This is a genomic window from Marinomonas pontica (genome assembly GCF_036322735.1).
In the GTDB taxonomy this organism is placed as follows: Bacteria; Pseudomonadota; Gammaproteobacteria; order Pseudomonadales; family Marinomonadaceae; genus Marinomonas; species Marinomonas pontica.
Map to the genome: position 1 here is coordinate 2,888,097 of NZ_AP027271.1, position 22,356 is coordinate 2,910,452.

The 22,356-nt window shown below is 46.1% G+C and carries 24 protein-coding genes and 9 tRNA genes; 13 read left to right on the forward strand and 20 right to left on the reverse strand.

The window, feature by feature from the left end; translation table 11 throughout:
• Positions 1-2: 2 nt before the first annotated feature.
• The 7 genes from AABA11_RS13585 to dinB form a co-directional block, all read right to left on the reverse strand.
• The gene (locus AABA11_RS13585; RefSeq protein ID WP_338268760.1) at positions 3-833 is read right to left on the reverse strand and encodes a mechanosensitive ion channel family protein; all 831 of its coding nucleotides are present in this window, start codon (positions 831-833) and stop codon (positions 3-5) included.
• A 37-nt stretch (positions 834-870) separates the two neighbouring features.
• Positions 871-1,242 (reverse strand): hypothetical protein, encoded by a 372-nt coding sequence (locus tag AABA11_RS13590; protein ID WP_338268761.1) that lies wholly within the window; start codon positions 1,240-1,242, stop codon positions 871-873.
• Positions 1,242-1,700 carry a DUF2489 domain-containing protein gene (locus AABA11_RS13595; protein ID WP_338268763.1) on the reverse strand — a complete coding sequence of 153 codons (459 nt, stop codon included), beginning with the start codon at positions 1,698-1,700 and terminating at the stop codon, positions 1,242-1,244. Before AABA11_RS13595 ends, AABA11_RS13590 begins: the two co-directional genes overlap by 1 nt.
• Before the next feature lie 27 nt (positions 1,701-1,727).
• Positions 1,728-2,540, reverse strand: a complete 813-nt coding sequence (locus AABA11_RS13600) for an inositol monophosphatase family protein (protein WP_338268765.1) — start codon at positions 2,538-2,540, stop codon at positions 1,728-1,730.
• A gap of 40 nt (positions 2,541-2,580) precedes the next feature.
• Positions 2,581-3,249: an alpha/beta hydrolase gene (locus AABA11_RS13605; protein ID WP_338268767.1), complete on the reverse strand. Its 669-nt coding sequence runs from the start codon at positions 3,247-3,249 to the stop codon at positions 2,581-2,583.
• Positions 3,250-3,370: 121 nt separating this feature from the next.
• Complete coding sequence (locus AABA11_RS13610; protein WP_338268768.1) at positions 3,371-4,351, reverse strand: hypothetical protein; 981 nt, start codon at positions 4,349-4,351, stop codon at positions 3,371-3,373.
• A 68-nt stretch (positions 4,352-4,419) separates the two neighbouring features.
• Positions 4,420-5,526 (reverse strand): DNA polymerase IV, encoded by a 1,107-nt coding sequence (gene dinB / locus AABA11_RS13615; RefSeq protein WP_338268770.1) that lies wholly within the window; start codon positions 5,524-5,526, stop codon positions 4,420-4,422.
• Positions 5,527-5,871: 345 nt separating this feature from the next.
• Between dinB and AABA11_RS13620 the strand changes: the two genes are divergently transcribed.
• The 6 genes from AABA11_RS13620 to AABA11_RS13645 all read left to right on the forward strand — a co-directional run bounded on the left by AABA11_RS13620 (position 5,872) and on the right by AABA11_RS13645 (position 9,731).
• Entirely contained in the window at positions 5,872-6,504 is a 633-nt protein-coding gene (locus AABA11_RS13620) for an LPP20 family lipoprotein (protein WP_265729396.1), read from the forward strand.
• A gap of 3 nt (positions 6,505-6,507) precedes the next feature.
• Positions 6,508-7,701 carry a flagellar assembly protein FlgT gene (locus AABA11_RS13625; protein WP_338268773.1) on the forward strand — a complete coding sequence of 398 codons (1,194 nt, stop codon included), beginning with the start codon at positions 6,508-6,510 and terminating at the stop codon, positions 7,699-7,701.
• Positions 7,702-7,758: 57 nt separating this feature from the next.
• On the forward strand, positions 7,759-7,986 hold the full coding sequence (locus AABA11_RS13630; protein WP_265729398.1) for a cell division protein ZapB: 228 nt from the start codon (positions 7,759-7,761) through the stop codon (positions 7,984-7,986).
• Positions 7,986-8,456 (forward strand): hypothetical protein, encoded by a 471-nt coding sequence (locus tag AABA11_RS13635; protein ID WP_338268776.1) that lies wholly within the window; start codon positions 7,986-7,988, stop codon positions 8,454-8,456. Before AABA11_RS13630 ends, AABA11_RS13635 begins: the two co-directional genes overlap by 1 nt.
• A 186-nt stretch (positions 8,457-8,642) precedes the next feature.
• Positions 8,643-9,596 carry a ProQ/FINO family protein gene (locus AABA11_RS13640; protein ID WP_338268777.1) on the forward strand — a complete coding sequence of 318 codons (954 nt, stop codon included), beginning with the start codon at positions 8,643-8,645 and terminating at the stop codon, positions 9,594-9,596.
• Positions 9,597-9,647: 51 nt separating this feature from the next.
• Positions 9,648-9,731, forward strand: a tRNA-Tyr gene (locus tag AABA11_RS13645).
• A gap of 220 nt (positions 9,732-9,951) precedes the next feature.
• Here the strand turns inward: AABA11_RS13645 and AABA11_RS13650 are convergent.
• The 10 genes from AABA11_RS13650 to AABA11_RS13695 all read right to left on the reverse strand — a co-directional run bounded on the left by AABA11_RS13650 (position 9,952) and on the right by AABA11_RS13695 (position 12,081).
• Positions 9,952-10,122: a hypothetical protein gene (locus AABA11_RS13650; RefSeq protein ID WP_338268779.1), complete on the reverse strand. Its 171-nt coding sequence runs from the start codon at positions 10,120-10,122 to the stop codon at positions 9,952-9,954.
• 60 nt (positions 10,123-10,182) lie between these two features.
• Positions 10,183-10,258 (reverse strand) — tRNA-Lys (locus AABA11_RS13655).
• 30 nt (positions 10,259-10,288) lie between these two features.
• A tRNA-Pro gene (locus tag AABA11_RS13660) sits at positions 10,289-10,365 on the reverse strand.
• 2 nt (positions 10,366-10,367) lie between these two features.
• Positions 10,368-10,443, reverse strand: a tRNA-Asn gene (locus AABA11_RS13665).
• 33 nt (positions 10,444-10,476) lie between these two features.
• Positions 10,477-10,552, reverse strand: a tRNA-Lys gene (locus tag AABA11_RS13670).
• Positions 10,553-10,565: 13 nt separating this feature from the next.
• Positions 10,566-10,641 (reverse strand) — tRNA-His (locus tag AABA11_RS13675).
• A 27-nt stretch (positions 10,642-10,668) separates the two neighbouring features.
• Positions 10,669-10,745: transfer RNA gene (locus AABA11_RS13680), tRNA-Pro, on the reverse strand.
• A 2-nt stretch (positions 10,746-10,747) separates the two neighbouring features.
• A tRNA-Asn gene (locus tag AABA11_RS13685) sits at positions 10,748-10,823 on the reverse strand.
• 40 nt (positions 10,824-10,863) lie between these two features.
• Positions 10,864-10,954: transfer RNA gene (locus AABA11_RS13690), tRNA-Ser, on the reverse strand.
• A gap of 62 nt (positions 10,955-11,016) precedes the next feature.
• Entirely contained in the window at positions 11,017-12,081 is a 1,065-nt protein-coding gene (locus AABA11_RS13695; RefSeq protein ID WP_338268780.1) for a polysaccharide deacetylase family protein, read from the reverse strand.
• A gap of 204 nt (positions 12,082-12,285) precedes the next feature.
• Between AABA11_RS13695 and AABA11_RS13700 the strand changes: the two genes are divergently transcribed.
• The 5 genes from AABA11_RS13700 to glsB all read left to right on the forward strand — a co-directional run bounded on the left by AABA11_RS13700 (position 12,286) and on the right by glsB (position 16,892).
• On the forward strand, positions 12,286-13,497 hold the full coding sequence (locus AABA11_RS13700; RefSeq protein ID WP_338268782.1) for a glycine C-acetyltransferase: 1,212 nt from the start codon (positions 12,286-12,288) through the stop codon (positions 13,495-13,497).
• Positions 13,494-14,519 (forward strand): L-threonine 3-dehydrogenase, encoded by a 1,026-nt coding sequence (gene tdh, locus AABA11_RS13705; protein ID WP_265729406.1) that lies wholly within the window; start codon positions 13,494-13,496, stop codon positions 14,517-14,519. The genes AABA11_RS13700 and tdh overlap by 4 nt, the downstream gene beginning before the upstream one ends.
• Before the next feature lie 77 nt (positions 14,520-14,596).
• Complete coding sequence (gene nudC / locus AABA11_RS13710; RefSeq protein ID WP_338268784.1) at positions 14,597-15,403, forward strand: NAD(+) diphosphatase; 807 nt, start codon at positions 14,597-14,599, stop codon at positions 15,401-15,403.
• Between the two features lie 227 nt (positions 15,404-15,630).
• Complete coding sequence (locus AABA11_RS13715; protein WP_420915716.1) at positions 15,631-15,960, forward strand: choice-of-anchor I domain-containing protein; 330 nt, start codon at positions 15,631-15,633, stop codon at positions 15,958-15,960.
• 20 nt (positions 15,961-15,980) lie between these two features.
• Positions 15,981-16,892 (forward strand): glutaminase B, encoded by a 912-nt coding sequence (gene glsB / locus AABA11_RS13720; RefSeq protein ID WP_338268788.1) that lies wholly within the window; start codon positions 15,981-15,983, stop codon positions 16,890-16,892.
• Between the two features lie 121 nt (positions 16,893-17,013).
• Here the strand turns inward: glsB and ppnN are convergent, their stop codons facing one another.
• Positions 17,014-18,387 (reverse strand): nucleotide 5'-monophosphate nucleosidase PpnN, encoded by a 1,374-nt coding sequence (ppnN, locus tag AABA11_RS13725; RefSeq protein WP_338268790.1) that lies wholly within the window; start codon positions 18,385-18,387, stop codon positions 17,014-17,016.
• A gap of 132 nt (positions 18,388-18,519) precedes the next feature.
• The gene (locus AABA11_RS13730) at positions 18,520-19,425 is read right to left on the reverse strand and encodes a LysR family transcriptional regulator (protein WP_338268791.1); all 906 of its coding nucleotides are present in this window, start codon (positions 19,423-19,425) and stop codon (positions 18,520-18,522) included.
• 122 nt (positions 19,426-19,547) lie between these two features.
• On the opposite strand from AABA11_RS13730, the gene AABA11_RS13735 reads away from it, so the two are divergent.
• Complete coding sequence (locus AABA11_RS13735; RefSeq protein WP_338268792.1) at positions 19,548-19,979, forward strand: hypothetical protein; 432 nt, start codon at positions 19,548-19,550, stop codon at positions 19,977-19,979.
• Between the two features lie 100 nt (positions 19,980-20,079).
• Here AABA11_RS13735 and AABA11_RS13740 read toward each other — a convergent pair whose 3' ends face one another.
• Positions 20,080-21,051, reverse strand: coding sequence for an IS5 family transposase (locus AABA11_RS13740; protein ID WP_067038543.1), 972 nt, complete (start codon positions 21,049-21,051; stop codon positions 20,080-20,082).
• Between AABA11_RS13740 and AABA11_RS13745 the strand changes: the two genes are divergently transcribed.
• Entirely contained in the window at positions 21,050-22,348 is a 1,299-nt protein-coding gene (locus AABA11_RS13745) for an NADH-quinone oxidoreductase subunit L (RefSeq protein WP_338268794.1), read from the forward strand. The genes AABA11_RS13740 and AABA11_RS13745 overlap by 2 nt on opposite strands.
• Positions 22,349-22,356: the final 8 nt, after the last annotated feature.

The window sequence follows — 22,356 nt, forward strand, 5'->3', positions numbered from 1 at the left end:
AATTACGACTCTTGCTTATGCAAATGAACATCCATTTGAGGGTATGGGATACCAACACCACGCTCATCAAAGGTGTATTTAATCTTCTCCAGTAAATCCGCTCTTACCGCCCAGTAATCGCCAGACGCCACCCAAGGGCGCAAGAAGAAGTTTACAGAACTGTCAGCCAACTCGGACACAGCGATCAAACACTTAGGGTCTTTTAAAATGCGCTCATCGGCATTTACAATCTCTTCCATAATTTGCTTCGCCAATCGAATATCAGCGTCATAACTAATACCAATCACCAAATCCAAACGACGCGTTGCTTCACGAGAAAAGTTAACAATAGAACCATTCATTACCGATGAGTTCGGCACAATAATCACACGATTATCAGGCGTTTTAAGGTAAGTATGAAACAATTCAATACGGTTAACCGTTCCCATTTGACCGCCAGCGTCAATGAAGTCACCAGAACGGAATGGGCGCAACAGAATAATCAATACACCTGAGGCAAAATTAGACAAAGAGCCTTGTAATGCCAAACCGACAGCCAAACCTGCCGCACCTAAAATGGCAATAAACGACGTTGTTTCAACACCAATTTGTCCCAGCGCCATCAACGCAATGCCTGCGAACATCAAAGCATACAAGATGCTTGACGCGAAACCCGCGACCGCTTGATCAACGGAAGCCTTCAGCAAACGCTTTTCACACCAATGAGCGACTTTGGAAGCAATAAATTTACCCACAAAGAAAATAACTAGACCAACGGCTAAATTAACGGCACTGTCAGCCAACCAAGGCATCCATTCTGAGCCTTGATCAAATAACGTTTCTAACTCGTTCATAATTCTTACGTCCTATACCATTCCATTTTAAAATACATCAGATCAAATAATGTGATTTATGCTGCCATTCATCGAGCAACTTTTCCAGCTGAGAAACACCCTTTTTATTAAAAAGCATGCAAGACCGGCCATTCACCAAATGCGTCCCTTTCACACCGTATTCATCGATCAATAAACACTGCTCCCTCAATGCATCAAGAGCATCATCATCTCTGATCGTCATTCCTATAAAAGCGTGCCACTCAGGTTCAGGCAACACGCCTTGGACCGACTTCACCAACAAGGTCACACATTGCTCTTGCGTCAGCCGATAATAGGGTACTTTCGATTGATGACGAATAAAAAACAGCACAAGAAAAATCAGCAATAAAAACAAAAAAACGGTGGATGCCAGCAACTGCGCCATCATTATGCAAAATCGTAAGCCATTAACGCCAACTTAGCACGCTGTAACCGCTCAGCGTATTCCGCTTCATAGCCATCCATTTCAAGCCGAAATTTCACCTTCGCTAACTTTGGCAAGTCGCCCCACTGTTCATGGGTTGGAATATGCTGAGTTTTCTCCGTAATTTCATAAACAGCAGAAATATCATCATGATTGGATAAATCCTCACTGAGCTGATCCAATAAATGCTTTATCCTGATGCTTGCCTCAATCCAATTAAGCTCTTCCGTGCCAACCACCTTCAACAACACATGAATACTATCGATTCGCTTCTGACGCTCTTCTTGAAAGCGGTCTTCCCCCGCACGGATTTTTTCTTCACGCACTTGATTCAGTTTAAGTTGATGACGAATAAACCAAAGCGAGACAACAATCACCCCAACAGACACTAACAATACAATCGTGAACGCAGTTAAAGACATAATAAACCCAATAAATAAAAGTAAAAATTACGCTGGCGCATTCATTAGCGCCATCACATCGTCAAACAAATCCGGTGTCGACACCAACAGCCCATCGCCGTTCACCACCTCTGGCCAAAGAGTTCCACGCGGCAAGTAATGTCCAACTCTTGCACCCGCTTCTTCCGCGATCAAAGTACCTGCAGCCATGTCCCACGGCTTAACGCTCTCAAAATAAGCGTCCAAACGCCCCGCCGCAACCCAGCACAAATCCAACGCAGCAGACCCATTACGGCGAATATCTTGGCAATGATGCAAAATACGTGAGACCCGCTCAATAATTGGCACCAACGCCGTTTTTTGATAGGGAAAGCCCGTTGCCACCACCGCATTTCTTAATGTGTTCTCCCCAGACACGGACAAAGGCTGGTCATTGCAATATGCCCCTGCACCACTCAGCGCCCAGAAACATTCATTTAAAAATGGCGCGTGCACCACGCCCAATACGCGACGCTGAGCAACGTACACCCCGATAGACACAGCAACATGATGGTGCCCATGGGCAAAATTCACCGTCCCATCGATCGGGTCAATCACCCACACAGGAACATCATCAGCAATAGAACTGAGCGACATAGTAGGGGACGATTCTTCCGACAAAATACGATGCGAAGGATAGCGTGCTTCGATGCGAGAACAAATAAACTGATCAACCGCAATATCCGTGGAGGTGACCAACTCATGATCCATCTTGTAATCCCGCACAAACGCTGACGCATCTCGCGCTTCCACCATCATTTCACCGGCTGATACGGCAAGCTGCTTTGCAAACGCCAGCCATTCTTCCTCAATATTCGCCACTCGACATCCTCAACATTAGACAAGACTTTTTTAGTAACGACTAAGCCAATCGGGCGTTTATCCAATTGGAAATATCACCCACCTGTTCAGGGCATACCGAATGCGGCATGTCATAGGTCTGATAAGCAACAGAGAACCCTTTGGCTTCCAGTGCGTCTTTTGCTTTTACCGCTAAAATAGGCGCCACAACTGGGTCCTGAGTACCATGATGAATAAGAATAGGCGTTCGTCCATTTGGACAATCAGTAGCATTAGGCATATCCTCAGCGCTGACCAAATAGGTAGACAACGCCATCACACCAGCAAGCACATGCGGTGTCCGAAGTGCCGTCTGATAAGCGACCACACCACCCTGAGAAAAGCCAGCAAGTAAAATGCGCTCAGCGGAAATCCCCTGATCCATTTGATCCTGAATTAATTGTTCAATCTGCCCGCACGATTCATCGATATTCGCCATGTCCACTTTACGATCCAGCGTCATTTCGTAAATATCATACCAAGCTCGCATTTCCATACCGCCATTCACGGTGACTGGACGTCTTGGCGCATGAGGAAAGACAAAACGCACTCTTAATGCAGGAGACAATGTAAGAGCGGGAACAAGGGATTCGAAATCATGGCCATCAGAACCAAGACCATGCAACCAGATAATCGCAGCATCTGGCTGCTCATGAGTTTCCACTAAAACCGACGGCAATAAATCAGTCATTTTCACACTCCAAAAAAATAGGCTATTGCAATGCGCCATAGCCTATCATATTGACGTAACGCCCTCGACATTCTCTTTCAACCAAAAGCCCCCTCATTTTTTATTTAAAATAGGTAAATCATCAATGCTCAACAGGGTATCTCACCCCAACAACGCCTTGTTCATTATTCAGCGTAAAAAGCACATCCGCACGATTGGGCATCACACTCAACATGTGTCGAGTTAATCGTTCGTAATACTGCATAAACTCCAGTAACGCATCAGACGACATTACTTTTAAATCAATAGTATCCAAAAGAATCCCATGAATATCGTGAAGGTGACGTTCAAGCATGCGCTCTTGTTTATTGCGCCAATGATAGACCACGTCATAATCCGGCGCTTGCATCCAAGTCATCAAATCAATTTTGGAAAACAAGGCTTTATACTCTTCGTTCAAAAATTGATTTACTCTATGACGCCACACACCCTGTGCGTCCATATTTTTTTCCAGCGCATTCATGGGCAGATCCAACCCTTCTGTCATAGGCGGCGCGCCCACACACCAACCTTCAAACAACACCACGTCTACCGGTCCGTGCACCTCCTTCCAAAGATGAACGGATTTTCTATCATCAATCGATTTATCAAAAAGAGGAAACTTCATTACCTCCCCTTCTTTTAAATTTTTCATCCGATCAAACAGATTCAACGCCAGCTTCACATCGTGCGTACCTGGTACGCCACGAACGGAAAACATGGGCGTTGTTTGCCCCGCAAATTTCATCCTATCGTGTCTTGTACTGTACAAATCGTCGAGACTAATCACGACACAATTCAAATCAAAACCTTTATTGAGAATTCGACTGATCACACTGCAGAAGGTTGTTTTCCCGCACCCTTGAGCACCACCGACCCCCACAATCAAAGGCCCCCGCCCTACGTGAGCCTTTTGACTCAACCAGTAAGAAAAAGGCAAATACAATCGATCCATTTGATCAACCAATGACGCATCTGCGTACAAACAACTCAACGTCTGCTCCACCTCAAACCGCAATCGATGGGACAAGGTGTCTGGCATACTTAATTTTGCATAGTCCACTTTACTCTGTTGCTTAAACATAACGAGCACCTCCATAAGAGCCACTGACAAAGTATAGTTAAGCATTAGAAAATTGATTGTTTTTTGTACTAAGAAGGCAATGGAAGGGTTAATTGCAAAGGCTGAGGCGGAGTAATTCGATAGCCAACCCCAATAAGCCGAACGGGGCGCAAAGAACGAGCATGCGCTTGTTGTAGCAATTCATAAAAAATATCATCCGCTAGCTTTCCTTTTATGGGGCGCTCAATGGTCGTTTGCTTAAAATCATCAAACTTCAATTTCAAATAAAATTTGCTCAGTTGCGCCTCATAGCCTCGCCCAGCCATCCGCTTTTTCAAGTCAGCCAACAACATAGGCAACACCCTTTGACACGCTTTAATATCCATCAAATCTTTTGCAAAAGTATGTTCAACTGAAATGCTTTTTCTTTCTCTAGAAACCACCACAGGACGATCGTCTCTTCCCAGTGCAAATTGAGACAATCGGAACGCCATACTGCCAAAGTGTTTTTGCAACAAAGAAAAATCGAGGTCTTGCAGATCCGCACAATAAAACACGCCCAACTCAGCCAGTTTTTTTTGGGCAACACGACCAATACCAGAAATGGATTTAACAGGAATACCACTTACAAACTCGAATTGCTGCTCGGGCGTCACCACCGTCAAACCATCCGGCTTGTTCCAGTCACTGGCGACTTTTGCAATAAATTTATTCGTGGCAACGCCGGCAGACACCGTTATTCCTACCTCACGAAAGATTTGCGCTTTTATTTTCTCTGCAATGCGTGTTGCACTGCCTTGAAAATCCGTGGTATGGGTGACATCCAGGTAAGCCTCATCTAACGACAAGGGTTCAATAATATGGGTAAAAGCGTGAAAAATAGCGTGCATTTGCTCGGATGCCAGCCGGTATTTCGCCATGTTTCCGGGCAAAACCAGTAACTGAGGGCAAAGGCGCATGGCTACTGATGTTGGCATCGCCGAACGAACACCAAATTCACGCGCCGCGTAATTTGCCGTGGATAACACGCTGCGCGTATTTGCGGGCCCACCAATGGCGATCGGACGATCACGCAAACTGGGATCATCGCGCATTTCAACCGCCGCATAAAAACAGTCCGCATCAATGTGAATTATTTTTCGAGATCCCACCACACACCAAAATACTGTATAAAAAAACAGTATAACACCAAGCATTTCTGTTACACATCCACCCTGCGCCAAAAAAAACAGGAACCATAAAAAAATAGACGCCGCACAAAATAATCCCGAAAACGCCATAAAAAAGACACAACGAAAATATTTACTATCAAAAACAAAGAAAAAGCGCATTTTTCGGCCTCCAAACATGGACGCTAGAGCGCAAAATGGTTTACATTTTGTCCATTAGATTTGCCATGTTGAAAACCAAAGACGTTTTCAACGCACTAAACATTCTTAAGACTTGTTGGAATTGACCGATTAAACTAGGTAGCGGCACCAATATGTGCTTTTTATAACGCAAAAGATTAAGAATAAAGACTTCATACAAAGGGCACCACCATGACAGCATCACTTCGAATTATTCTAATCGCCGTAGGCGCAGTAATACTTGCGGGGTGCCAAAACCTGAGCCAGCAGGGAACGGCTGGTACAACATGTACGACCGTTGCCCCATGTAACGGAAACACCGTTGGCAACAGCGCTTCGTCAACCGGCTATGTTCAAAATGGCGCTGTCAACGCCAACAACACCATCGCAGTCATCAAACAAGAACCGATTATTATTACCGCCACTGGCTACGCGGCCATGATGACAAACAAACGCCTCACCAAATCTCAGGCGCGCATCATGACACTTCGTAGCTCAATGCTTGACGCGTATCGCAACCTTTCTGAACGAGTTTATGGTTTGAAAATTGACGGTTCGAGTTCTTTGAGCAACATGGTAATGCAAAATGACGAACTGAGAACGTATGTTGATGCTTACTTGGTTGGTGCAAAAGTCGTTTCTCAAAGAGAACACGAAGACGGCACCTTTGAAACCGTAGTAGAGATGGCATTACAAGAAAATTTCCGCCAGTGCCTAAGCTCTTCAAACATTCAATCTGATCCAAACTGTAAGGTTCAACCAGGTTATCGCGCGATCAATGTAGAAAACGCCACACCAACGACTAATTTCTATAGTATTGAATAACCAATGTTGTTGTTTAAACGCACATTCATCTTTATTTTGGTCGCTTTATTGCCCGCTGTCAGCGCCGCAAAAAGCGTCGATGCGGTAGGTGAAGCGGTTATCTACAATAATGACCTTGTTGATGCTCGCTATCGCGCCACTCAACAAGCCATAAAACAAGCCGTTTTAGAATCTGGTTCTAGAGTTAACATTAAAGATGAGCTATCCAATGGCGAACTCGACTCCAATCTAGAAATTCGCAGCTCAGGCTATGTCCAAAAAGCCAGAATATTATCAGAAGAGCAAAATGGCGATTTCCTCCGAATTGTTGCTCGTGTTGACGTCACACCCGACTCACAATGCAGCACCGGCCCTACAAGCTACTACAAAAAAACCGTCGGTGTGACAGGGTTCGAATTGCAAGTTCCGCAGCAAGCAAGACTTGGTGAACTGAGCAACATTTCACGAGAATTGCCCAAAGACCTAGCCGATGAAATCAACAAACAGGGCTATTTAAGAGCACTTACCGCCACCAATATAGCCATTTATCCCGATCTAATAAACGCCCCATCCTCTACAAACTATGACGGCTCGCTAACCAATGTAACCCGCATCAGCGAACAGCTGGGGGTGCAATATATTGTCAGTGGCGTGATCCGAGATATTGGCGAAGTGTATCTACGATTCCCCAATGACAAAAATGCCAAAGACATGTTGGATGAAGAAATAGATAAAGAAAGAAACTTTGTGGTCGATATCTATATCTATGATGGCTTCAGCGGCGCACTGCTCTTTGAGCACCGTTACAACGAGATTGGAAACTGGGACATATCAGACCATGCCAAAATTGGCTTTGGCAGCGCCAAATTCTGGTCCGTCCATTACGGCAAGGTTGTTCAGCAAGCGCTAAAAGAGAGCGCTCTCGACACCAGCGAGCAATTGCGCTGCCAACCTTTTATTGCCAACATTTTTCGCACGGAGGGCAATCGGATACATATTTCCGCTGGATCTTTGTCTGGAATCAAACCAGGTGATAAATTCAACGTTTATCGTCGTTATGAGGTATTCAATCAGCTGCAATCCGCTCAAACTCAGCTGAATAATGCAAACATCAGTGTTACAATCAAGCAAGTTCAGCCTAACTTTTCTGTTGGCGAACTCGTTGTTGACTCTCACATACTAAATGTTCAACAACAAGATGTCGTGATTGCTTGGTAACGCTATACAACACAGCCTATACACCAAAGGCGATTTTTATTTTTTAGGACAGACACAATGAATAACGAACTATTACACCACCTAGAACAACGCATCAACGAAGCAGTAGAAGAAATAGGCTCTCTTCGTAAACGCATTTCAGAGCTAGAAATGCAAAACTACGAGCTGAGTGAAGAAAAGAGCGAAATGCAAAGCGCACTAAACCAAACCAAAGAACAACAATCAAACTGGGAATCGTCACTTTCTCAAATGTTGAATCGTTTAAATCAGATGGACGCAAAATAATGAAATCATTTTTACTTGCCGCTTTAGTTCTAGTGAGTGTAAACGCATCAGCTGACCAAATTGCGAGTTTAGTAAATTTTGAATCTACCGCAGCTCGACCTGACACCCCTGACGGACAAGACAACATCACCTCCATCCTTAATACCAACATGGAATTCACTCTCCCCGAAAACATTTCGTTTTACGGGGGGTTTTCCTTTGTATTAGGAGAAACATTCGAGAGCTCTGTCACACTCGGCTCTCGTTTTTATAGCGCAACACCTGCGTTCCAAATATTCCCAGGGATTCCTATGTGGTCATTCATCGGCGGCGGAGTCTCTTTCCTAGATGACACAGTGTATTATCCTGAAGCAGGGTTTCGTATTGCGACATCCGATGCATCACGCCTAGATGTGTATATCAAAATACTGAACAGCAGCAACGAAACGTATGATAAACACATTATGGTTGGTGCAGGACTTACTTTCTAAGTCTGATGAAACTACTACCTTTTTTTATCGCTAGCGCCTTAATCACAACGACTTACGTTTGGTGGCAAAGTGGAAAACACATCCCCATCACACTACCAAACGAGGATCAGCGAAAAGAAATGATTGGCACAAGCAATACACCCAGTATTCCGCTGACCCCAATAAAATATTGAGCCTTGTGTTTTTATGGAACAACTAATTGCAGAACTCGAAGCAAAAATTAACTGGCTAACACAGCAATTAAAAGCAGCGAACGAGGAAATACAAAAGCGACAAGAAACAAACACACCGTCCATTGAATACAGTGCTTCAATGGATCTATTGCAACATATGGCAGATCGCTCAACAGAAGAACAATTGCAGCTTTATATTGAAGACTCTCTTGATCTTTTAAGTAACGAATCAGCCCCTGAGCAAGCAAAAAAGACAGACAGAGTGGAATACCAACTCAATTTTGACTTATTGCACGAGCATGCTGATAACAGCAATACCCCAACCACGACAACAGAACAGATTGATTACATGACCACACAACAAACAGAGCTTAACGGCTTGCAAGAAGACGACAAACTAGTCGATAACGACACTAGCGTACAACAAGCAAGTGACAGCACTACAGAAGCAGCGACACTGACGCCCGAACAGAAAAAGCGTCAGAAAAATCAAAAAAACAATCGCCGCCTAATCAAAATGCTGGAAGACCGTTATCCAAAAGCGTTTGACTGGAATCAACCTAAACCACTTAAAGTCGGCATAGACAAAGACATGGTGCTGGATGAAGACTTTAACACCAGCAAGCAAAAACGCGCTCTAGCGGCTTACACGCGCTCAGACCGATACAAAAAATGCTTACTGTCCGGACAGCCGCGCATAGACCTTGAAGGTGTTGCTGTAAACAATGAACCTGCACTGCCTGAGTCCATGATCCCGACGAAAGCGAAAACAGCAACAACCAGCAGACCAGCAAAAGAGAGACCTTCTCAACCCGCTCGCCAAAAACCAAAGGCGCAGGCAAAACATAAAGCCCAGCCTAAATCCAAGCCCGCTCAGAACGCGCCAAAGCAAGACGACATTTATGACAACCTGTCTCCTGAAGAGCGAATGAAAGCGAAACTTGAAAAACTACTAAATAAATCCTAAAAAACTATTTACATAGTGAAACGCGATGTATATTATACGTCGCGCTGCTGTGGAGGGGTTCCCGAGTGGCCAAAGGGAGCAGATTGTAAATCTGCCACGAAAGTTTCGGTGGTTCGAATCCACCTCCCTCCACCATTAGCAGCACTAGCTTTCTAAAAAGACCATCTTCGCACTATCTGCTCAAAAACACTCACGAAAATCAAACACATTTATACACAGCTCAATCTTTTCTTTCTGAACAAAAAACCTCATTAATCACACACTTATTCACACCTCAGCACTCCCCATCTAATCACTCACTAATCACACCCAAAGAACATTCAACCAAGCTAATAGCGCAACCACCCCTAAGCTTTCACATACACACCACCAAACCTAACGCAAACGATAGACGATAGACGATAGACGATAGACGATAGACGATAGACGATAGACGATAGACGATAGACGATAGACGATAGACGATAGACGATAGACGATAGACGATAGACGATAGACGATAGACGATAGACGATTTTGAATCCATCTAAAGAAAGATCAATAACAAAACGGAAGATTTTTTAGATAAGGATGATTATGAGAAGAATGGTGGGTCGTACTGGATTCGAACCAGTGACCAATTGATTAAAAGTCAACTGCTCTACCAACTGAGCTAACGACCCGCTCATAATTTTTTAAACTTGAATAACTAATGGTCGGAGTAGAGAGATTCGAACTCCCGACATCCTGCTCCCAAAGCAGGCGCGCTACCAGACTGCGCTATACTCCGATTGGCTCCTCGAACTGGACTCGAACCAGTGACCCAATGATTAACAGTCATTTGCTCTACCAACTGAGCTATCGAGGAATTAATCAGATTTGAATTCTGTATAGGGATAGTTGGTGGGTCGTACTGGATTCGAACCAGTGACCAATTGATTAAAAGTCAACTGCTCTACCAACTGAGCTAACGACCCAACTATCAAGTAATGGGGTGGACGATGGGGCTTGAACCCACGACCGCCGGAATCACAATCCGGAGCTCTACCAACTGAGCTACGCCCACCATTACTAATGGTGATGATAAAATAAATGGTCGGAGTAGAGGGATTCGAACCCCCGACATCCTGCTCCCAAAGCAGGCGCGCTACCAGACTGCGCTATACTCCGAATGGCTCCTCGAACTGGACTCGAACCAGTGACCCAATGATTAACAGTCATTTGCTCTACCAACTGAGCTATCGAGGAACTAATATTTTATCTTGTCACAACAACCATCTTTAGAAGATGGCGGAGGAGGAGAGATTCGAACTCTCGGTAGGCTATTAACCTACGCCAGTTTTCAAGACTGGTGCATTAAACCGCTCTGCCACCCCTCCGTTGCGAGCGAGGTGTATAATACTGATTTGAAATTTCAGTGCAACCTCTTTTTTAAAAAAATTTAACTTTTTTCACTCACATACCCCTGATCAGCCGAAGAACGGATCCAAACATTAGAATACCAGTAATAATGTTTGCCCGAATTGTCCGGCATAGTGCAGTTAATACGCCCACGCCCCACACCAAACGGCTTATTCGCGGTAGCGACCACTTCTGTCTTAGATACCCAATTCAACGATGCCTTACCTTGCCCTGCTACATAACAGGCCATGTCTTTAAGGCGATACTTACCTTCTTTAAACGTTAATCGAATAGACACAGGCTGATCGGTCGCGAAATCTCCCCCAGTTTCTTCTGACAACAATGGCATCGGCTTAGCATTAAGCTTAGTCTTTAGTGTCGATAATGTTGCATAGGCTCCCGATGCTGGAAAACGTGGCAAGTTTTCAAAATCAGATTCGGCGCTCACCACACCAGACTGCTGGCCAAATGCCATGATGCCTCGATCTTTCATCATATCTCGAATCTGGCGGTTAGATTCACCATAAGGATACGCCAACATTTTAGGAGAGTGTCCTAAATGCTTATTCAGTAACTGCTCAACCGTATCCACCTCATGGGTCATCCGAGCTAGCCAGTCTTGATCGGTTTCGCCTTTTTCTTTGCGCAACATATAAGGGTGTCGAATTGTGTGATTCGCAAACACGCCTCCAGATGCTTCCATTTCCTTCATCTGCTCCCATGTTAAAAAGCTACGGCTATGACGTTCCACTGGTTCGGTATTAATGAAAACAGTAAATGGAAAGTTTCTTTCCTTCATGATCGGGAAGCCCGCTTGATAAATACTGCGGTAAGCGTCATCAAACGAAATAGCAACCGATTTTTCTGGCAGCGGCTTATGGGCTTTCAAATCATCCAACGCAGATCGCAAGTCTACCACTTGAAAACCTGCGTTTTTTAGGTAGTCCATATGTTCCGTAAACTGCTCTGGCGTTACCGATGTAGACTTAGGAGAGCTGGCGCTAACGTGATGGTACTGAAGAACAGGCAAATAATCCTGAGCCTGACCCGCCATACTTACGCCAAGTGCACCGAGTACGATGCCGCAATACCGCTTTGACAACATGTCTTTTCCTTTTTGCTTAATATTTGCGCTCATTCTACGGACGAACTGAGCCCATGACCAGCGCAGCACGAAAGTGGCCCATAACTGTTATGGCCATTTTGCTATGCCACTGCATCTACTCATATTGACAACGCCCTCCTACACTCAAGGCATACAAGACAGACCGCACCATTGGCATGTCACACTCCACAAGAGGAAACAAACATGAGTAAATCCGCTTTTTACCAAAACTTGGATAACCAACTCCAGACACTAAAAGAAGAAGGCCTCTATAAAGAAGAGCGCCCGCTTATCACACCGCAGGCCAGCCAAATAACCACCGCCGACAAAACCCCGCTCATCAATCTGTGCGCAAACAACTACCTAGGCCTTGCCAATGACAAGAATGTCACCCTGGCGGCTCACCAAGCGTTAGACGACTACGGTTATGGCATGGCGTCTGTGCGCTTTATTTGTGGCACACAAAGCATCCACACCCAATTAGAGAAAAGCCTCAGTGACTTCCTGCAAATGGAAGACACCATCTTGTACTCTTCCTGCTTTGATGCAAATGGAGGCTTGTTTGAAACCTTGTTAAACAGCGACGACGCCATCATCAGCGACGCACTCAACCACGCCAGCATTATCGACGGTATTCGTTTATGTAAAGCGAAGCGCTATCGTTACGCGAACAACGACATGACGGAATTAGAGGCAAACCTCCAACAAGCCGATAAAGACGGTGCCAAAACCAAGCTAATAGTCACTGACGGCGTTTTCTCTATGGATGGCATCATTGCCGACCTACAATCCATCTGTGATCTTGCAGACAAATACGATGCCTTAGTCATGGTTGACGATTCTCACGCAGTGGGCTTTCTAGGAGAAAATGGCCGTGGCAGCCATGAATACTGCGATGTCTTAGGTCGTATCGATATCATTACAGGCACATTAGGCAAAGCCCTTGGCGGTGCGTCTGGCGGCTACACAAGCGCGTCAAAAAACATCGTCGATTGGTTACGCCAACGCTCACGCCCTTACTTGTTTTCCAATTCATTGGCACCGGTCATTACTGCCACCAGCCTAAGCATTCTAGAATCGATAAAAACAGGCGCTGAGGCTCGCCAAAAACTCAAAGCCAACAGCCAATATTTTCGCACTCAAATGAACGCATTGGGTTTTCACCTTGTTCCTGGCGACCACCCTATCATTCCCGTTATTTTAGGTGATGCAAAACTCGCACAAGAAATGGCAAATGCGCTATATAAAGAAGGCATCTTTGTCACAGGATTTGCTTATCCCGTTGTCCCAATGGGCAAAGCCAGAATTCGCACACAAATGTCTGCCGCACTCACAATGGAACAACTCGACCAAGCCATCGTTGCTTTTGCGAAAATAGGTCGAGAAATGGGAATTATTGAAGGAAACCAACCATGAAAACACTGGCAAAGCTTCACGCCGAAAAAGGCATTTGGATGACCGACGTTCCACCACCAGAATGTGGACATAACGACGTTGTCATTAAGATCCGCAAAACCGCCATTTGCGGTACCGACATGCACATCTACCAATGGGACGATTGGGCACAGAACACCATTCCCGTGCCCATGACAATTGGCCATGAGTTCGTAGGTGAAATCACCGAAATCGGCCCAGAAGTCTCTGGATTCAAGATTGGTGATCGTGTTTCTGGGGAAGGCCATATTACTTGTGGCCACTGTCGAAACTGCCGTGCTGGCCGCCGCCACCTATGTCGCAAGACACTGGGCGTCGGCGTCAACCGCACGGGCGCTTTTGCAGAATATCTGGTCATTCCCGCCAGCAACGCGTTTAAAATCCCAAACAACATCAGCGATGACATGGCTGCCATCTTCGACCCATTTGGCAACGCCACTCATACCGCGCTGTCTTTCGACTTAATCGGTGAAGATGTTCTCATCACTGGCGCTGGCCCTATTGGTGCCATGGCCGCCGCCATTGCGAAACACGTCGGTGCTCGCAATGTGGTGATTACCGATGTTAATGAATTCCGCCTAGATCTGGCAAAGAAAATGGGCGCAACTCGTACCGTCAACGTGGCAAAAGAATCATTAAAAGACGTGATGAAAGAACTCGGTATGACCGAAGGCTTTGACGTGGGATTAGAAATGTCAGGCAATGACATGGCGTTTCGCTCCATGCTGGATTGCATGAACCACGGTGGCAAAATTGCCATGCTCGGCATTCCTGGCAAAGACACCCTAATTGACTGGAACCAAGTCATTTTCAAAGGCCTAATAATCAAAGGCATTTATGGGCGAGAGATGTACGAAACCTGGTACAAGATGGTCGCTATGCTGCAATCGGGCTTAGACATCAGCCCCATCATTACCCATCGTTTCAACATAGACGATTTCCAACAAGGCTTCGACACCATGGGCTCTGGCCAATCGGGCAAAGTCATACTCGACTGGAACTAAATAAATCGACCTAAGTTATTGCGTCTAGAAGATGATCGCGTTAGCGTAATTCTTTTAGACGCAAACCGAGTAACGACATGTTAGACATTGGCACTCAAACACACCCCCTCCCCCATCAGGATGCGCTCTATATTCTGCTCCACCGCAATCAAGTCTTAATAGAGTCAGACAACCAGTTTCTCATTCCCTTTACCCATTTTCAGCCTAACGCCAAAATGAGCGCGATTTATTGTGGTCAATGGCATGGGCAAGATATTTTCGTCTGTCGCTTTGAATCTATTCCAAAAGGCTTTACAGAAATTGGCCTAAGAGATCTATTGTTCCTACAAGATGAAAGCCACTACCTGCTTTTAAGCCGTGCTCATCAGTTATCAACCTGGGACAGAGACCATCAATTCTGCGGGCGCTGCGGCACCGCTATGCCAGACAAACACGCCAAAGAACACGCCAAAATGTGCGTCTCGTGTAACCTAAGACATTACCCTCGCATTTCCCCCTGCATCATAGTGTCAATTCGAAAAGGCGACCAAATCCTGCTTGCTCGTGGGCCTCAAGCGCCAAAAGACCGCTTTAGTAACATCGCAGGGTTTGTTGAAGCTGGCGAAACATTAGAACAAGCCGTGGCTCGTGAAGTGAAAGAAGAGGTTGGCCTAGACGTCACCAATATTCGCTATGTCGACAGCCAACCTTGGTCTTTTCCTCATCAACTCATGGTCGGATTTTATGCAGACTACCAAAGCGGAGAGATCACACCTGCGCCTGGGGAAATAGAAGAAGCCCATTGGTATCACATAGACGACCTACCCAATATACCGAATAACGCAACCATTTCGGGCCAACTGATCTTGCGCCATATCGCGCACATTAAAAGCCTCGCCGTTTAATCTTGGTGGCAAATACAAGTAAGTAACCCCTTATTGGTATTTGCCATTTTCTTGTCATATTCCAACGTTACTGTAAACGCTCATATTTAACACGTTGTGGTTACCAATGAAGGTGAACCACGCGATGCCTACACCATTGACCCAGATGGCAGTGTGAGCATTATTTCCACTCCAAGCGACCTTTCAACGTTGAGCCAGAATACATCACGGCTTCTAAAGACAATCGTATTGCGTCTTACATGGTCTCAGGCAAAACCTACATCGTCACGGCTAACGAAGGCGACTCCAGAGATTACAAAGGGTTTAGCGAAGAACTCCGTGTGAAAGATCTTGTCGAATCGAACAGCCGTCTTACGCTGACGAGTCCACTCAACCACAGCATTGAAGGTCAATTAGAAGACGACAACAACCTAGGCCGCATGAAAATCACCAGCACGTTAGGTGCCAACAATTGCTACCATCAGCCCCCTCTTTTGGGGGCTTTTTTATGCCTGATCATGGGCAAGATTACTCTGGGGTTTCCCAATGACTTTCTCTATACTAGCCGCCCCCTTTAACACTGTTTAATGAGAGTGATGTGGACGATTTACTGCATTCAATAGAACAAAAAGTAAAACCATTAATCGGTTTAGGCAAAGTCGCAGACTACATACCCGCGTTGGCCAATGTCGACCCCAATCAATTTGGCATTGCCATTTACAGCAATGATGGCCAGCTCTATCACGCAGGCCAAGCGCATACTGACTTCTCTATCCAGAGTATTTCCAAGGTATTCAGTCTCACTTTAGCCATCAAACATTATGGCGAGGACATGTGGAAACGCGTTGGACGCGAACCTTCTGGCAACCCATTCAATTCACTCGTGCAGCTTGAATACGAATCAGGTGTGCCTCGCAACCCCTTCATCAATGCGGGCGCTCTGGTAATCAGTGATATGAATCAATCACGTTTTGCCTCGCCCCATTACGCCATGCGCGAGTTTATCCGTCGTTTAGCCGACAACCCTCTTTTGAACTCAGACAAAATCGTTGCCCACTCAGAATACGAGTTCCGCGCTCGCAATGCCTCCATGGCGTATCTGATGAAAGCCTTTGGTAATTTTGAAAACGACGTAGAACAAGTGCTACACAGTTACTTCGACAATTGTGCCATGCGCATGAATTGCGTGGACCTCGCCAAAGCGTTCAGCTTTTTGGCCAACAAGGGGTATTCGCAGCTCAGCGGTGAACAAGTGCTTAGCCCACGCGAAACCACGCAAGTGAATGGATTGCTTGCCACCAGCGGCCTTTACGACGAAGCTGGCAACTTTGCTTACCGTGTCGGCTTACCGGGAAAAAGCGGCGTTGGCGGCGGCATTCTTGCCATCGTCCCCAATCGCTTTTCTGTTTGCGTCTGGTCACCAGAACTCAACAAATCTGGCAACTCATTAGCGGGCATGGCTGCCCTTGAGGCACTGTCCGAAAGCATCGGCTGGTCCGTGTTTGGCTAGGCTTTCTTAAACCAGAAGCAAAAAGACAACAACCAAAAAACAGAAAAGGGCTTCACGAGAAGCCCTTTTTTAGTATCAATATATGAGCGAAGTCAAGACGAGTAGCGCAGTAACCATACTACTAGTCTGTGATCACCTTATAACAGGGCACATAAGCACTGCCCGGCAACTTCATCCGTTGCTGACGAACAAACGCCTGCAACAACGCATCTAGTTTCGCCAATAAGGCTTTGTCCCCATGAATTTCAAACGGCCCGAATTCCTGAATATACGCCACACCTTGGGCTTTTACATTACCAGCCACGATAGACGAGAAGGCACGACGCAAATCCGCCGCCAACAAATGGGTCTCTTGATTAAAGTGCAAATTTAATTCGCGCACTTTCTCATGGGTTGGTTCGAATGGGTGCTGAAATTCTTCTGGAATGTGCAACTTCCAATTGTAGTAAAACGCATCTTGATGGGCTTTACGGTACGCACGAACGTCTTCCATGCCTTGCTTCATCACACGCGCTACTTCCACTTCATCTTCGATGATGATTTGGTATTTGCGTTGTGCTTCTTCACCCAATACATCGCCGATAAAGGCGTTAATTTGCTCGAAATATTCCGCGCTTTCTTTTGGCCCTGTAAACACCAAAGGAAACGGCACATCGGCATTTTTAGGGTGTAACAATATACCCAAGATATACAAAATTTCTTCTGCGGTACCGGCACCACCTGGGAAGACAACAATGCCGTGCCCAGCACGAACAAAGGCTTCAAGACGCTTTTCTATATCCGGCATGATAACCAACTGGTTCACAATCGGGTTTGGCGATTCAGCCGCAATAATGCCCGGCTCCGTTAAGCCAAGATACACACCGTTTTTAATGCGCTGTTTAGCGTGGGCGATGGCAGCGCCTTTCATTGGCCCTTTCATCGCCCCCGGCCCACAGCCGGTGCAAATGTTCAACTCACGCAAGCCCAACTCATGGCCTACCCGTTTGGTGTAATCGTACTCATGACGCGCAATCGAATGCCCGCCCCAGCAAACCACTATGTCTGGCGTTTGAATTCGGCGGAATACATTGGCGTTACGCAATAACTCAAATACCACATTGGTTAACTTGTCAGAGCTGGCATTTTCTAAACCACGCCCTAGGTTGTATTCATGCTGGGTAAAAATAATATCTCGCAATACACTGAACAGCATTTCACGCACACTGCTGATCATCTTGCCGTCCACAAAGGCACTGCCCGGCGCATTTTTAAGCTGTAATTTCACTCCACGTTCTTGCTGAACGATGTTAATTTCAAAATCTTTAAATTCTTCCATGACAGCCTGAGGGTCATCGGAATCACTGCCACAGTTTAGGATAGCCAAAGCACAGCGGTGAAATAGGTCATGAAGTGGACCAGACTCTTCAGACAAACGAGAAATCTCATCCTGAGATAGCATTTCTAATGAACCTTTCGGTGCGACTAACGCATCAACGCGATCTTCATACTGCATGATCGCCCTCCTTCTTCTCATTTTATTAGTGTCTATAAATTCAGTTATCTTTAAATATACTGGTCTTGGATTGTGGTTTTATCAAGCATTAAGCTCAAACTTGCTAAAAATAGTCATTTTTAAATCAACTATTTAGAGTGAGTGATCGACCGCATACTGGTGAATCGCCATCTTGATCAAATCCAACACGGGCTGTGAAGTAAACTTGCGCGGCATGGTAATGGCGTAGAAGTTTTCAAATGCTTGTGGAATGCTTTCGTAATCCTGCAACACAGCCGATTGAATCTCATCTTTTACCACCACTGGCGGCAGCACAGACAAATAGCCACTGTCTCTGGCCAACAATCGCAACATTGCCATGTCGTCCACTTCCGCTTTGATGTCTGGCTGATATTGATGCGTGGCGCAAAAAGATTCAAAGGACGAACGAATATCGGTGTTGCGCCCCGGCACCACCCATTTTTTGTTTTCATAACCTTGGGGAAACGGCGTATCCGGCTTCTCCCCATAAGGCCCAACAATCGCCACCGCTTGCCTTGCCACCAATTGATTACGCCAGGTGGTGTCGTGGCCTTCGCTTAAAATCGCCCGATTGGTCAACGCCAAATCCAATTCATGATTCACAAGGCCATTGAGCAAATCGGTCATGCCTCTAGAAGACAACGAAAAATCCACGTGTTCGCTTCTTAGCAATGGCGCAATAAAGCTCTCGATAAAGTTTCGCGACAAATTACTCTGCACACCAATGGTGATGTGCTGCACCTGCGTTACGCTGTCTTTCTGGATAAATTTCTCTAACTCTTCACCGGTATTAAAAATGTCTTGCGCGTACGCCAACACGCGACGGCCCACATCCGTCAGGACTAGCTTACGTCCTTGGCGGATAAATAATGCCATGTCCAAACTTTGCTCTAGCTGTTTTATCTGCGCAGACAGCGCCGACTGTGAGATGAACAAAGCTTCCGCCGCTTCCGTCAAACTTGGGCTCTTGGCCACTCGCCAAAAATAATACAAATGGTGGTAATTCAATCGCGCCATGAACAACAGCCTTTGATACATAATATAAAGTGAACGTTTTTTAACAATATATGTATTTTTATTAACAAAATAAAGTCCTCATAATCGCCGCCACTTGTTCAACCCAAAAGATGTAGGTAGTTATGTCGCTTATCGCGTTAAGTTTTTTGCCGATTTTCATTCCCTTCATGCTGTTTCTTGGCGGCTACTCTCTCGGCCGAGAAAACAGCCAATCCATTGCGCTAAAAGCCTCTCGATTAAGCCTTGTATTACTGATTATTTTTCTCACTACTTTTCCGGTGAGCTACTTTTTCACTGACGCTTGGCAATCGTCTGCACTCATCCGTCATACGGCTCTCAACCAAATCATGCTTGGGCTGGTGACGGTCATGGGTTGGGTCTTGATTAGCTTTTCGCGCCACTACATGGCAGGGCAAGCCAACCTTAATCGCTACTATCGCTGGCTCATGTTTACTTTAGCGTCTGTCGCCATCACGGTGACGACCAACCATTTGGTGGTTTTTTGGCTCGGTTGGTTAGGGAACATACGAACAAGTAAGACAATTTTTAGCTGACATTCAGCTTGTGACAGTATTTCCTCAGAAGCGACATTTAATCACCACTTAACCCACTTGTAAGGTACTTCAAGCACCTTACAACCGTTATTTGGACGGATTAACCCCGTGCAGAACGTATCATCTGATCTACTCGTAACAAATTTCCAAGTGCAAACAGCACGGCGAGTTTGTTGTCATTTTTAGACAGGCCTTTGTAGACGACTTTGCGGAACCCAAACTGGCATTTCAGTATTCTAAACGGGTGCTCGACTTTCGCTCGGATACTCGCCTTTAAGTATTCCGTTCGGATCAGCTGCTTGTTGAGGCGGGGGTGCTTTTTCCAAGCACGTATCTTGCTGGGCATCTCAGCTACTAACCAATCGACATTCTTATCTTTTGTTTCTGTGCGCTTTTCTACGCCACGGTAGCCAGAGTCCGCCGATACAAATGACTCATTGCCATGAAGAAGTTCCGTCAACTGGTTTAAATCGTGATCATTGGCAGGCGTCGTGGTGAAGCTGTGAACTAACCCACGCTTTGCATCAACACCGATGTGAGCTTTCATGCCAAAGAACCATTGTTTTCCCTTTTGCGTTTGGTGCATTTCGGGATCGCGTGCATTAGATTTATTTTTGGTGGAACTTGCTGCCTCAATAATCGTCGCATCAACGATTGTCCCTTCTTTAAAGTAGGTGCCAGAATCAGACAGCCATTTGTTTACTTCTTTGAAGAGTTTACGACCCAGCTTATGCTTCTCAAGCAGGTGACGGAAATTCATGATGGTCGTGTGGTCTGGGATCGCACCTTCTAATGATAGGCCAGCAAACAGCCGCATAGAGGTGATCTCGTAAAGGGCATCTTCCATCGCTGGATCACTCATGTTGTACCAGTTCTGCATAAAGTGAATGCGCAGCATGGTAGCGAGAGGGTATGGACGCCGACCATTGCCAGCTTTTGGGTAAAACGGCTCAATCTGAGCTTCGAGCTGTAGCCATGGAATCAGCTCATTCATCCGACCAAGGAAGAGCTCTTTGCGAGTCTTGCGGCGTTTGCTGGTAAATTCGGTATCGGCGAAGGAAAGCTGATTCATGTCATTCGGTCTTGAGGTAATGGTCAGATCGGCATTGTCTCATATTGGGGACTTAATCGCAGTTTCCTTAGGCATCAGTTTATCGCTCAACAACTTATTAACGTTTTATGCGGATCGCCCACGCGCCATTCTTGCGGCTCATAAAAAGTTCATGCTGGCGCGCGTTGCTGAGCTGTCTTTGCTTGCGGCCTTTGCTTTGCTTTATCAGCAATACGACAGTTTATACATCAACACCATTATCGATACCGCAGCGGCTCAATTCGATGCAGGGGTTCCCTTGCACTGGCAAGCACAGGTAGCGGCCTGTCTGATCGCATTGGCCGCGTTAATCAAATGCGCTCAACTGCCATTCCATGGCTGGTTAATTCAAGTGGTCGAGTCGCCTACCCCCGTCAGTTCATTGTTGCATGCCGGAGTGATTAATCTGGGGGGGTATTTGCTGCTGTTGTTCACTCCTGTGGTGGCGCAAAGTTCCATCGCAATCTGGCTTTTGTTATTGGTGGCGGGCTTGTCGACTCTCGCCAGCGCCCTGATTATGACCACCCGTATCAGCGTCAAGGTGCGCCTTGCGTGGTCGACGTGCGCGCAAATGGGCTTGATGTTGTTGGAATTCGCTTTGGGGTTATACGAGCTGGTCTTGCTGCACTTGCTCGCCCATTCGTTTTACAAAGCTTATTCATTCCTCAACTCTGGCAACGCGGTGAATGACGCCATCCGGTTGCGACTTTCCAGCGCCGCGAAAACCAGTTTTCAACAAGCTCAGACCAGCAACACGGTCGTACCCAATGCCCAAACATGGCTGATGGCATTTTCTATCAGCCTCGCTGTGGTGATCGCCATTCGAAGCCTATTTGGATTTGACGGTGCATTTAGCGCTTGGTGGTTATTTGCGCTCGCACTCACGGTTCTGATTGTGCAATGGCGTACGTGCGAGCATTCTCCGTCGATCATTTACACCATCATCATGGGGGGATTTTTGTGTGTCATTTACGCCGCACTCAAACAGGCCATGCATTATGTCTTACCAAGCTATTCCACCCTAACAGTACAGGCTTTCTCCCTTGCGGACATCTGGGCGATGATTTTATTCAGCCTGCTCTTTGTGCTGAGTGCGTTTTTGCATTATCAAGTTCGCTGGCGCGCAGTGCGTCGCTTATCCATTGCGTTGTTTGCAGGGCTTTATCTGGACGAATGGCTGACACGTTTGGTGCTGAAATTTTGGCCTGTCACCTTACCCGCCAGAACCAAGCAACAACACCACGCCAAATCCACTCATCAACCGTCGCTAAAACCTTAGGAGCATTG